Source organism: Paraburkholderia phytofirmans OLGA172 (assembly GCF_001634365.1).
Classification (GTDB): domain Bacteria; phylum Pseudomonadota; class Gammaproteobacteria; order Burkholderiales; family Burkholderiaceae; genus Paraburkholderia.
In genome coordinates this window covers 1,719,430-1,731,471 of record NZ_CP014579.1, presented here as the reverse complement: position 1 = coordinate 1,731,471, position 12,042 = coordinate 1,719,430, and the positions used below count along the sequence as shown (strand labels likewise).

At 60.0% G+C, this 12,042-nt stretch carries 10 protein-coding genes; 7 read left to right on the top strand and 3 right to left on the bottom strand.

What is annotated here, in order from left to right; translation table 11 throughout:
- Positions 1–33: 33 nt before the first annotated feature.
- The gene (locus AYM40_RS27745) at positions 34–435 is read right to left on the bottom strand and encodes a hypothetical protein (RefSeq protein ID WP_063499324.1); all 402 of its coding nucleotides are present in this window, start codon (positions 433–435) and stop codon (positions 34–36) included.
- Positions 436–859: 424 nt separating this feature from the next.
- Between AYM40_RS27745 and gltA the strand changes: the two genes are divergently transcribed.
- Positions 860–2,158 (top strand): citrate synthase, encoded by a 1,299-nt coding sequence (gltA, locus tag AYM40_RS27740; RefSeq protein WP_063499323.1) that lies wholly within the window; start codon positions 860–862, stop codon positions 2,156–2,158.
- Positions 2,159–2,452: 294 nt separating this feature from the next.
- Positions 2,453–4,732, top strand: a complete 2,280-nt coding sequence (locus AYM40_RS27735; RefSeq protein WP_063499322.1) for an amylo-alpha-1,6-glucosidase — start codon at positions 2,453–2,455, stop codon at positions 4,730–4,732.
- A gap of 102 nt (positions 4,733–4,834) precedes the next feature.
- Here AYM40_RS27735 and AYM40_RS27730 read toward each other — a convergent pair whose 3' ends face one another.
- Positions 4,835–5,518: a TetR/AcrR family transcriptional regulator gene (locus AYM40_RS27730; protein ID WP_236721105.1), complete on the bottom strand. Its 684-nt coding sequence runs from the start codon at positions 5,516–5,518 to the stop codon at positions 4,835–4,837.
- 333 nt (positions 5,519–5,851) lie between these two features.
- On the opposite strand from AYM40_RS27730, the gene AYM40_RS27725 reads away from it, so the two are divergent.
- The 4 genes from AYM40_RS27725 to AYM40_RS27710 all read left to right on the top strand — a co-directional run bounded on the left by AYM40_RS27725 (position 5,852) and on the right by AYM40_RS27710 (position 10,634).
- Positions 5,852–6,616, top strand: a complete 765-nt coding sequence (locus AYM40_RS27725) for an enoyl-CoA hydratase/isomerase family protein (RefSeq protein ID WP_063499320.1) — start codon at positions 5,852–5,854, stop codon at positions 6,614–6,616.
- Between the two features lie 2 nt (positions 6,617–6,618).
- On the top strand, positions 6,619–7,854 hold the full coding sequence (locus AYM40_RS27720) for a CaiB/BaiF CoA transferase family protein (protein WP_063499319.1): 1,236 nt from the start codon (positions 6,619–6,621) through the stop codon (positions 7,852–7,854).
- The gene (fahA, locus tag AYM40_RS27715) at positions 7,844–9,178 is read left to right on the top strand and encodes a fumarylacetoacetase (RefSeq protein ID WP_063499318.1); all 1,335 of its coding nucleotides are present in this window, start codon (positions 7,844–7,846) and stop codon (positions 9,176–9,178) included. Before AYM40_RS27720 ends, fahA begins: the two co-directional genes overlap by 11 nt.
- A gap of 91 nt (positions 9,179–9,269) precedes the next feature.
- Positions 9,270–10,634, top strand: a complete 1,365-nt coding sequence (locus AYM40_RS27710) for an MFS transporter (protein ID WP_063499317.1) — start codon at positions 9,270–9,272, stop codon at positions 10,632–10,634.
- Between the two features lie 154 nt (positions 10,635–10,788).
- On the opposite strand, the gene AYM40_RS27705 is transcribed toward AYM40_RS27710, so the two are convergent.
- A complete protein-coding gene (locus tag AYM40_RS27705; RefSeq protein ID WP_063499316.1) occupies positions 10,789–11,343 on the bottom strand; it encodes a TetR/AcrR family transcriptional regulator in 555 nt (184 codons plus the stop codon).
- Between the two features lie 213 nt (positions 11,344–11,556).
- Between AYM40_RS27705 and AYM40_RS27700 the strand changes: the two genes are divergently transcribed.
- Positions 11,557–12,042, top strand: a complete 486-nt coding sequence (locus AYM40_RS27700; RefSeq protein WP_063499315.1) for an SRPBCC family protein — start codon at positions 11,557–11,559, stop codon at positions 12,040–12,042.

Here is a 12,042-nt window from a genome sequence, read left to right as displayed (position 1 = left end):
TCGCTCACTGGACGGTTGAGTCACCCGCGTGGTTCAAGCCTTGCGATGCGCGGCTTTATCGAGCGCACGTTCCGCGGCTTCGCCGACGAGGCCGTGGTAATACAGATGCACGCCGATCGCGAGCGAGTCGTTGCGAATTTCGTGGAAGGTTTTCCATGCCTTCACGGGGTCTTTGAACAGCAGATAGTGCGCTTCCTGCGCGATCAGATCTGCGACTTCATGCAGGCCATGGCCGTGCAGGATATCCACGAGGGAATCGAGACTGCGATGGGTGCGCGCGTCGGTACGCGGGTAGAGCATATGCAGCACCGCGACGTCTTGAGTCTTCAGCGCCGCCGACAATGCTACGACGATGTCCTGATGATTCAGCGCGGTGACGATTTTATCTTCGTCGTGGACGTGATCCGGAAACAGCGTTTCGAGAGAGGCGTTCATCTGGTCCTTCCTGTTCTTCTGGCTGATAAAAAAAGGCCCGCCGCAGGACGGCGGGCCAAAGACAGCGATGTGTTCGCAGGGGAAGCAAAACACGCATTCAGTATCGCAGAGCGGCGCCGCTTGTGCAGCTTGAGTGCCGCAAAACATTGTTGCACCAAGCGTACCAACTTCCATTTGTCTGGCAATGCCGCTTCGCGAGCATGGTGCCCTTCCATGCGGCGTACTTCCTCGTGTTTCGGGAGATTTGGCCGATCTTTCAGGCAACGAATGTTGCGTCACTCGAGATGGATTGTTGCTGTCAATCGCCGCAATCAAAGCCCCTTCCGACCGTAGAATGCGAAGCGGAGCCTGAGCATGCCACGCGGTAATCCGACGATCGAGCATGCCGGCATGTGTGCGATGTGAAAGTAATAGGAACGTGTAAATGAACTCGAAGACACACGCAACGCTGAGCTTTTCCGACAGCGATCAGACGATTGATTTGCCCATTTATCAGGGCACGCTCGGGCCGGATGTCATCGACATTCGCAAGCTGTACGGCCAGACCGGCAAGTTCACGTACGACCCGGGTTTCATGTCCACTGCGGCATGCAATTCCGAAATCACGTATATCGACGGCGACAAAGGCGAGCTGCTGTACCGCGGTTATCCGATCGACAATCTGGCGCAAAACGCCGACTTCCTCGAAACGTGTTACCTGCTGCTGAAGGGCGAGCTGCCGAATGCGCAGCAGAAGGAAGAGTTTGTCACCACGGTTACGCAGCACACGATGGTGCACGAGCAGATGCATTTCTTTTTCCGCGGTTTCCGCCGTGACGCTCATCCGATGGCGATTCTGGTCGCGGCCGTCGGCGCGCTGTCGGCGTTCTATCACGACTCGCTCGACATCAACAATCAACAGCACCGCGACGTATCCGCGATTCGCATGATTGCGAAGCTGCCGACCCTGGTCGCGATGGCGTACAAGTACACCGTTGGCCAGCCGTTTGTTTATCCGCAGAACGACCTGTCGTACAGCGCGAATTTCATGCGGATGATGTTCGCCAATCCGGCGGAAGAGTACGAGGTCAATGACGTGCTGGTGCGCGCGCTGGACCGCATTCTGATTTTGCATGCAGATCACGAGCAGAATGCGTCGACGTCGACGGTGCGTCTGGCGGGTTCGTCGGGGGCCAATCCGTTCGCGTGTATCGCAGCGGGTATTGCTTGCTTGTGGGGTCCGGCTCACGGCGGCGCGAATGAAGCCGCACTGAACATGCTGGAAGAGATTGGCTCGGTGGACAATATTCCTGAGTTCATTGCGAAGGTGAAGGATAAGGACTCCGGCGTGAAGCTGATGGGTTTCGGTCACCGCGTGTACAAGAACTACGATCCGCGTGCCAAGCTGATGCGTGAGACCTGCCATGAAGTGCTGGAAGAGCTGGGGCTGCATGATGACCCGCTGTTCAAGCTCGCGATGGCGCTCGAGAAGATCGCGCTTGAGGATGAATACTTCGTTTCGCGCAAGCTGTATCCGAATGTCGATTTCTATTCGGGGATCGTGCAGCGGGCGCTGGGCATTCCGACGGCGATGTTCACGTGTATCTTCGCAATGGCGCGTACGGTCGGCTGGATTGCGCAGTGGAACGAAATGATCGCCGATCCGGAGCAGAAGATTGGGCGGCCGCGGCAGTTGTTTGTCGGGGAGACTCAGCGCGAGGCTCGGCCGCTTGCCAAGCGGTAAAGATTTTGGTTGTTTGCCTGCTCGGCGCTAGAGGTGGTTTTGTGCCTTGCAGGCAGGCCTTTTCTTGGGTTGGTTGCCTGCCCCGCACAGGGAAACAAAAAAACGCGCCTGCATGTCCCATGCCAAAACAAAAAATCGAAACTCGCATGTGATAAGTTCGTCTGACGCGAACAGACCCTCTACAATCGGAAACGATCAGCCGGCACCCAGCGGCAACCGAAAGCGAAAGTCAACGCGAAAGCAAACGCCATCGCGAAAGCGAACACGAACACGAACCCCATAGGAGCGACCCTGATGCAGCAGCCAGAAGCCCTTGGCGGCCTGTCCCACTCGGGCGGAATCGACCACCGCGAACCCGAGCCGGACGGCGCATTCATCCCGACGGAAAACCTCAACGTCGCAAGCGTCACCCAGCACGTGCTGAAGTCTGGCGACACCTTCATCGTCAACGACCCCCTCGGCGATATCACCGGCCACGACGACGGCCTGTTCGTCAACGACACCCGTGTCCTCTCGAGCCTGCGCCTCACCTTCGGCGGCCGCGCGCCCTCGTTGTTGTCGGGCAGCGTCAGCAGCGACAACACCTCGTTCACCGCGCATCTGACCAACCGCCCGCTGCCGCCGCTCGGCGGAGACAGTACACCGGAGGGCGTGATCCACGTCGAACGTGTGCGCGTGCTCTCGGGCACCGTGCTCAACGAAGCCATTGAACTCACCAACTACGGCACGAGCGACGCGGTCGTGCCGCTATCCATCTCCTTTGCCAGCGACTTCCGCGACATGTTCGAAGTGCGCGGCCTCAGGCGCGACAAACAGGGTCGAGTCGAGCCGGCGCGCGTCGAGAACCGCGAGGTGCTGCTCGGCTATATCGGTCTCGATGACGTGGCGCGCAATGTGCAGATCGCCTTCTCGCCGGAGCCGGACAAGCTCTTCGCCGATCGCGCGGACTACACCGTCAAGCTGCCGGCGCAAGCGTGCGTGTCGATCTATCTGTCTGTCTCGGTGCAAGTGGTCGCGCAAGCCAACAAGCCGGCCGCGGGCGTCGCACAACCCACGCATGCGGTGAGCGAAGCCCATCTGTCGCAAATCGACGCGGAGCGCCCGCGCGTCGGCCGCGCTGCCGTGCGCGCCGCACTAGTTGACGCCCACCTGGTGATGCGTGAACGGCGCCGCGTCACCGCGCGCGTGCGTTCGAGCAATCCGCTCTTTAATGCGTGGATCGACCGTTCGCTGGCCGACCTGGGTCTGCTGACTACCGATCTCGCCACGGGTCCGTATCCCTACGCCGGCATCCCATGGTTTTCAACGCCGTTCGGCCGCGATGCGATCATCACGTCGTTGCAGACGCTGTGGCTACAACCGAATCTGGCCGCGGGCGTGCTGCGCTTTCTCGCCGAACATCAGGCGCGCGAGAATTCACCGTTTCGTGACGCCGCGCCCGGCAAGATCATGCACGAAATGCGCAAGGGCGAAATGGCCGCCACCGGCGAAGTGCCATTCGCGCTGTACTACGGCGGCGTCGACAGCACGCCGCTCTTCATCGTGCTGGCTGGCGCCTATGCGGCACGCACGGGTGATCTCGCACTGGTCGACGAGTTGTGGCCGGCGTTGGAGCGCGCGGCGCAGTGGGTCGCGGGTGTCTGCGACAAGAACCGTTACGGTCTGCTGGACTATCAGCGCGAGTCCGATGGCGGTCTTGCCAATCAAGGCTGGAAGGACAGCCACGATTCGGTGTTCCACGCCGACGGCCGGTTTCCCGACGGCCCTATTGCACTCGTCGAAGTGCAGGCATATGCGAGTGCCGCCTTCGACACGATGGCTCACTTTGCCAAGCTGCGCGGACTGCACGATCAGGCAAAGCACTACAGCGAGCGCGCGAAGAAAATCCGTCAGTGTGTCGAAGAAAAGTACTGGATGGAAGAGTCCGGCTTCTACGGCATCGCGCTCGACGGTCACGGCGAACTGTGCCGCGTGATGGCGTCGAATGCGGGCCACTTGCTGGCCTTCGGTCTGCCCTCGCGCGAGCGTGGCGAAGCGGTGGTGCGCGCGCTCGACTCCACGCTGTTCCACACCGGCTGGGGTGTGCGGACGCTGGCTGCAAGCCAGGCGCGCTTCAATCCTATGGCGTACCACAACGGCTCGGTCTGGCCGCATGACAACGCCCTTTGTGCACGGGGCCTGTCACGCTACGGCGGCAAGGTGGCGGCCGTGCGGCTGTTGCAGGCACTATTCCAGGCGGCGGTCAATTTCGACATGCGTCTGCCCGAGCTGTTCTGCGGTTTCCCGCGGCGACGCGGCGAGCCGCCCACCGCCTATCCAGTCGCCTGTCTGCCGCAAGCCTGGGCGGCAGGCTCGCCGTTCATGATGCTCGAAGCCTGTCTGGGCATCACGATCGACGCGGAGCGGCGCGAAGTCGTCATCGCACACCCCATGCTGCCCGAGGGCATCGACTGGCTCGAAGTAGGCGACCTGAAGGTGGGCGATTCGTCGGTGTCGATCACGTTCCGGCGGATCGGCGACAAGGTGGTGGCGTCGGCCGAGCAGGGCGACGTGCGGGTGGTCGCGCTTCTGTAGACTAATTGGCCGATGCGCAAGTGTCGGCTTACTCGATGACCCTGGTGGACTCCAGTTGCAGCAACTTGAAGTGTGTAATCAACCAGGTCGCCTTTTACCTGACTACGCCTCGGTTTCGGTGGGTATGTCTGGAAGACGAATCCACGCTTCAAGATGCGACGGACCGGCAGCAATGGCACTCAGAAACATGCAGATCGAAAAATGAATCATCTGATCGATACGCACGGAATAACCGAATTGAGGTGCCCGGCCGGAGAGAATTAAAGTGGCAAGCCCGTGCTCCATGCTCCAGGCCGCGTGGGTCACTAGCGGCACGGAGCGCTTTTGCCAGCCGCTTTCCAGCGCCGCATCCTGAACCGATGATGCGAATAAGTTGAACGATTTCAGGCCTGCTTCGACGAGTTCCGGATAACACTCGCGAACGATGATGCGCGGCCCGACCATCAAGTCGAACAGTCCTTTGTGCTGCTGCGCGAATTCGACATAGGTCCGCATCATCCGGTATGCCTTCGCCATCGCAGGCTCGTCGCGTGCCTGGATCGTAGTTCTCAAGGCGGCAAGTTCCATGAATCCATCGGCTGCGATCGCGGCCAGCAGACCTTCCTTGCCGGCAAAATGCCGGGAGGGGGCGGCTTCTGATACGCCTACCGCACGGGCGAGATACCTCAAACTCAACTCGTGGACGCCAATTTCTTCCAATGCCGTACGACCCTCGGCAATCAGGGCATTGCGAAGATTCCCATGGTGGTACGGCGCAGGTGTCTCGCTTGAGGGTTTCGGACTCACGGTATTGGTCAAAGGTCGTCGAAGGCAGCCAATTATAGGCGTGCGAATTCCACGCGCGCAACGCATCGTCGGCCGTTCGGCCACGCCAACGAGAAAGCGGACCGTATCGTGACCTGAATGTGCGTGGTATGAGGTTGCTCGGGAATTCCCCGATTTCGCTTCAAGTTAACATCGTTATCATTCTCTCAGGTCGAATCGTTCTGGAGTGCTCTGACGACAACATCTAGCCCTTCTGACGGGCAGAGCGAGCTTCGTCGGCATCCCTGATCTGTTTCGCTTTCTGCGTCAACCAATATGCCTGGCCTTGTGCCGGGCACTCATCCCGGACGAGAAATGAGCACTGTCGTGTTTGAAAAGGACGGCGCGGTCGGCGTCGTCACCATGTCGAAGCCGCCCCATAACCTTATCGAGAACGTATTCCTGGAGGACCTGCTCGGCGCCTACACCAAGGCCGTCGACGAGGGTTGCCGCTCGATTCTGCTGCGCAGTGCAATGCGGCACTTCTGCGCAGGGGCGGATGTGGCGGGCTTTACTGGGGGGCAGCGCCGACGGGATCAGGCAGGGCTGGACGCTTTGCTTGATGCACTCGAAAACGTTCGGATTCCCACTGTTGCGGCTGTCCACGGTGCGGCGCTGGGCGGCGGTTTCGAATTGGCATTGACCTGCGACATGATTGTGGCAGCGGACACGGCCTTCTTCGGCATGGCGGAAGCGTCGTTGGGCCTGATCCCGCTGCTCGGTGGTGTGCAGCGTGTCGTGCAGCGCGTCGGCCCCGCACGTGCGAAGGAAATGGCGATGTTCGGCCGCCGCCACGGTCCGGCAGCACTGGAACGTTGGGGGGCGATCAATCTTGTTGTCGAGGAGTCTGAGCTGCTTGCGGTGGCGATGTCGTGGGCAAGACAACTCGCGGCGGGCCCCACGGTCGCGCTGCGCGCCATCAAGACCCTGGCCAACCTGTCGGCACGTCACGGAATTGCCGGCGCAGACGCCAGGCAGTCGGACATGAACGACATGATGTGGGCGAGCACTGATCAGAAGCGCGGTCTTACCGCCTTCATGAAGAGCGGACCCGGCTCGGCAGTATTTGAGGGGAATTGATCATGGGTGCTCCGCTTGAAGGACTGAAGGTCGTAGATTTCACACGAGTGCTCGCAGGCCCGCTTTGTACGAAGACGTTGCGTGACCTGGGCGCCGACGTGACCAAGATTGAGCCGCCCGGCGGCGATTCCGGACGGGGTGGTGTCCCGTTCATCGGCACCATGTCGGTCTACTATGCGCAGCAGAATGCAGGAAAGCGCAACCTGAGCCTCGATCTGAACTGGCCCGAGGCGCGTGCGATCGTGACCGATCTGTGCCGCGAGGCCGATATCATTGTCGAAAACTTCCGTCCTGGTACCCTCGCGCGGTTTGGCCTGGGATACGAGCAGGTTCGCGAGTTCAATCCCAGGGTCGTCTATGTATCGATGAGCGGCTACGGTCAAACGGGTCCGTGGCGCAACCGGCCCGCGTTCGCCCCGACAGTCCAGGCTGAGACTGGGCTCACCGACATTCTGCGCGAACACTACGGGTACGGCCCGGATGATTTCAAGAACGATGCGTGTAGTCACGCGGACGTTTACACCGGACTGCATGGCGCCATCGCCGTCCTCGCCGCGCTTCAGCATCGAAACCGCACGGGCGAGGGGCAACATGTCGACGTTTCAATGGCCGCGACCATGCTGGCGGTCAACGAGCGGGCGGGCGCGCAGCTTTCGAATATCGACACGAACGGCGAGCCGCCCGCATTGAGCGCGCCGGAGTCTCATATCTTCCGGCTGCCCGACGGCCGTCAGGTGACGATTGCCGCCAGCCCGATCTACTCGCCGATGTTTCTCCGCTATTGCGCGATGATGCGACGCACGGATCTTCTGCTCGACCCGCGTTTTGGCACCGCACTGCTACGTCGACAGAATCTCGATGCGCTGCTGACTGAAGTCCGGACGTGGATCATGACGTTCACCGATCTCGATGAACTGCAGGCCCAAGTGAGCGAGCAGGGTCTTGCGATCGGTGTGGTTCGCACGACCAGGGAAATTGCGGAGTCCGAATGGGCTGCGGATTGGGGGGCCATCGTGGAAGTCGACGATCGCTCCGGCGGGACGATGCGACTGCCTGGGGCGCCGTGGCGCTTTAGCACGGCCACCTTGCCGCCTCCGGGTATCCCGGCTTTTCAGGGGGAGCACAATGTTGAACTGCTCGCGGAGAGGAACGTTGACCCTGCGTTCATTCAGGAACTTCGGGAACGTAAGGTTCTGCTGAGCCGCCGCAGTATCCGCGAGGATTTCGATGCGCCTTGATCACACTCACGACGCCTCGGCGAAGAGCTGGCTCGAGGCCGCGAACGTGAATGACACCCCGTTTCCGCTGCAGAACCTTCCATTTGGTGTGTTCCGCCGTGCGGGGACGGTGGAGGGGTTTCGCGGCGGCGTTGCGCTTGGCGATCAGGTGATCGATCTCGGTGCATTGACCGATGCAGGTGCGTTTGACGGGCTCGCCGCTGAGGCGGCGCGAGCATGTGCGCAAGCAAGCCTGAATGCGTTTTTCGGCATGGGGCCAGTAGCATGGCGGGCGTTGAGACATGCGCTTTTCGCCTTGTTCAAGACGCGGGACGAAAGTCGGCGTGTCGGGCTCGAGGTCGACATACTCGAGAAGTGTCTGATTGCCCAGTGCGATGTCGAATATTGCTTGCCCGCGCAGATCGGCGACTACACCGATTTCTATACGTCGATTGATCACGCACGGAACATCGTCAAGCTGATCCGCCCGGACGGTGTGGTGTCGCCCAATTTCCATTGGATGCCAAGCGCCTACCACGGTCGAGTGTCGAGCATCGGTCTATCGGGTCAACGGGTTCGGAGGCCGTTTGGTCAGCGCCTGACGGCCGGCAGGCAGGAGCCCGAGGTCGGAGCGTGCGCCAAGCTTGACTACGAGCTGGAGCTAGGCATTTTCATCGGGACCGGGAACGAGCAGGGCACACGGATATCAGTGGAGTCGGCGGAAGAGCATGTGTTCGGACTTTGTCTGCTAAACGACTGGTCCGCCCGCGACATCCAGTCGTGGGAAGCGGCTCCGCTTGGTCCCTTTCTGGCAAAGAACTTCGCGACTACGCTTTCGCCATGGATTGTCACGATGGAAGCGCTCGCTCCATTTCGTGCGCAATGGACGCGCCCCGAGAGCGATCCGCAGCCGCTTCCCTACCTGTCCTCGCCCGAAACGCATGCGTCCGGTGCGATCGATATTCAGCTCGAGGTGGCGCTTGAGACAGGGGACACCCGGCGCAACGGTAGGGCACCGACGCGCCTTACGCACACGAGCTTTCGTCATCAATATTGGACCGTCGCGCAGATGGTGGCCCATCACACTGTTGGCGGATGCAATCTTCGCAGCGGTGATCTGCTAGGCAGCGGAACGATCTCGGGTCCGACCCGAGCCGAGGCCGGTGCGTTGATCGAGCTCACCGAAGGCGGCAGGTCGCCAATCGGGTTGCCGAATGGCGAAACCCGCTCATTCCTCGAAGACGGCGACGTAGTTGTGATGACTGGCTGGTGCGAGCGTCCAGGTTACGCGCGGATTGGCTTTGGAGAAAATCGCGGAGAAGTCGTGCCCGCGAAGTGGGCATGACAGAGTCAAGGCTCCGATCGAAAGATCGGAGCTACTGAAACTTTAGGGGAACCGGCACAAGAACTGGGAACCTGTAATTGGAGACAATCTGATGAGCGCGTTATTCGAAACAGAAGCATTAGAGGTAGACGCCGACTCGCGCCGGTTGTTGCGCAAGGCCTATTTGAATTCTGAATGGCGAATCATCCCCCTTCTGTTTGGCTTATGGATGCTCGCGTGGGTAGACAGGGCGAACGTGGCGTTTGCAAAGCTGCAAATGCTTTCGGACCTGCATTTTAGCGAGACGGCATATGGTCTTGGAGCAGGGCTGTTTTTCCTCGGATATGTCTTTTTATCTGTTCCGAGTGCGATCGTTCAGCAACGCATTGGTGCGAGACGACTCATATCGATGATTGCCATCGGCTGGGGCGCAGCCAGTATCGCCATGATGTTCGTCAAGTCTGCCGGAATGTTTTATGCCCTCCGCTTTCTGCTTGGCGTCTTCGAGGCAGGGTTCTACCCAGGCGTCATTCTATATTTCAACCAGTGGTTTCCAGCGAAGCGGCGCACGCGAAATTTCAGCATTTTCCATTCTGCGGCACTTTGCTCGACAGTCGCTGTGAGCTTGAGCGGCGGCTTCGTGCTCGAGCACATGAGCGGCATGTGGGGGTTGGCTGGATGGCGATGGATGTTTCTCTTGCAAGCCATTCCGACAGTTCTACTCGGCGGGGTGGCGCTCTTTGTCCTGCCAGATGGGCCCGCTACCGCGCGTTGGCTCTCGGACGCCGAGCGACGTCTTATTCTGGACGACTTCGCACAGGACCGGAATCATGCTTTACCGCCCGTAGAGGGCTCGTCCCCCCTGATGGCCAACCCCATGCTCTGGCTGCTCGCAGGAATCTATTTCTGCATTCTGGCTGCTAACACCGCCTTAGGCTTCTTCACGCCGACGATCCTGCGCGAAGCTGGCTTCGGAGGGTATAGCGCGATAGGCAACGCGCTGGCTGCGATATGTGTGCTTGGTGCAATCGGCAACATTGCGTTCTCTGCATTCGCGAGCCGTTATCGAGACGTTCGGTGGCATTGCGCAATCGCTGCGCTGGTCACGCTCACAAGTGTCGTGATGCTGGTTTTTGTCTGGCACAGCAGCCGGCCGGCCACCTTTGCCGCGCTGGTGTTCGGGGTAGCCGGGACAGGTGCTGGGGTCTCGCTTTTCTGGCAACTCCCAGCGCGGTTCATGCGCGAAAATACACTTTCATTTGGCGTGCCGCTCATCAGTTCTGTGGCCAACATTGCAGGATTTTTGACTCCCTGGATGACCGGGTATTTGCGCGATGCAACGGGCAGCTACGCCAGCGGCTTCATTGCCGCCGCAGGGGTTGAGGTGATTGCTGTCGTCGCACTCGTTATCGGAATTCCGCTTGTAGCTCGCAGACAGCAGTCTGTATGCGGAAGCTGTGCCAATGCGACCGAATGAGAATTCGAAATCGCGTGTAGAAGTCGATAAAGCGCATTCCGCATTCGACCGTCAAACGTCGCATATACATAAGGGATAGGGCTTTGCAAAAGGATGTCTCGCGGGCGGACCTTCCCGGCCGGGAAGCCATTGAACCTTAAGCCGGATAAGACGGCTATCCGTTGGTTCGTACGGCGTCGAGAATTTCCTGGGAGAGTGCGTCCGAGCGAACGGAGCGCGCCAGCAACATCGCGCCGGCCATTGTTGCCAGCATTGTGATGGCGGCTGCGCGCGACTCGCTGTCTTTTTCCTGTCCGGCGACCAATTCGACCAGCGCATTGATGCCCCGTGCGAACGCGTGCCTCGCGGTGGCGTCCAGACGCGAAACATCTGCGCCGAGTGCGGGAATGGCGCAGCCGATTTCCGGGCGATCGTAGTGCCACTGCGATAAATAGGCATCGAGCACGGCACGCTGACGCTGATCGGGCGTTGTTTCCGACACCACGGTTTCGAGCCGCTTCCTCATCTGGGCAAACGCTGCATCGATTGCCTCTACGATGAGGTCATCCTTCGATTCGAAGTGCGCGTAGAAGCCGCCGTGCGTGAGCTTTGCACCCTTCATGAGTTGCGCGACGCCGATGCCGTCGACCCCATGCTTGCGGAACGCCCTGGCAGCCGCTTTGATGATCTTGACTCGGGTTTCTTCCTTGTGCTCGGGTGGGTAACGCATCGTCGAACTCCTCTCATGCAAACGCTGAAGACTACGATCAATATATAAGATGACGACCGTCATTGCATAGTGTTTCCCCTGCGCTGAGGGTCATGAAGCCGGGGGACTGGGGGTAAACACCAGCCGAGATTTGTGCCATCCGATCTTGACCATGGCGATATGGCTCCCTAGGATGTTATCGGAGCATACATTGCTGGACTGGAGGAGGTTAGTTTGGAATTCAACGGATCACAAAACATCAGCGCGTCCCGCGCCACCGTATGGCAACGTCTTAACGACCCGCGGACCTTGCAGGAGTGCCTGCCGGGTTGCGAGCGCTATGAGCAGGCGGAGGACGGAAGTTACGACGCCGTTATCGCGGCGTCCGTCGGGCCAATCAAGGCCCGGTTCAAAGGCAGTGCGCGTTTCCTGGATCTCAGGGAAGACACCGGTTATCGAATCGAAGGCAACGGCAGTGGCGGGATCGCAGGGTTCGGCAAACTGATCGCCGATGTTCACCTGGAAGACATCGATGGCGGAACCGCTTTGCATTACACCGCCACGGCTCAACTTGGCGGCAAGCTCGCACAAATCGGCTCCCGCCTGGTGGGCGCTGTGGCCAACAAGTTCCTCGCGGACTTCTTCTCGCGGTTTGAAAAACTGGTGAGCGAGTGCGAGGATGCCGCCGCGCCGCAAAGTATGACGATCGTCATTTTATAA

Coding starts and splice junctions, on each gene's coding strand:
- AYM40_RS27745 (WP_063499324.1), bottom strand. CDS start 435: ATGAACGCCTCTCTCGAAACGCTGTTTCCGGATCACGTCCACGACGAA.
- gltA (WP_063499323.1), top strand. CDS start 860: ATGAACTCGAAGACACACGCAACGCTGAGCTTTTCCGACAGCGATCAG.
- AYM40_RS27735 (WP_063499322.1), top strand. CDS start 2,453: ATGCAGCAGCCAGAAGCCCTTGGCGGCCTGTCCCACTCGGGCGGAATC.
- AYM40_RS27725 (WP_063499320.1), top strand. CDS start 5,852: ATGAGCACTGTCGTGTTTGAAAAGGACGGCGCGGTCGGCGTCGTCACC.
- AYM40_RS27720 (WP_063499319.1), top strand. CDS start 6,619: ATGGGTGCTCCGCTTGAAGGACTGAAGGTCGTAGATTTCACACGAGTG.
- fahA (WP_063499318.1), top strand. CDS start 7,844: ATGCGCCTTGATCACACTCACGACGCCTCGGCGAAGAGCTGGCTCGAG.
- AYM40_RS27710 (WP_063499317.1), top strand. CDS start 9,270: ATGAGCGCGTTATTCGAAACAGAAGCATTAGAGGTAGACGCCGACTCG.
- AYM40_RS27705 (WP_063499316.1), bottom strand. CDS start 11,343: ATGCGTTACCCACCCGAGCACAAGGAAGAAACCCGAGTCAAGATCATC.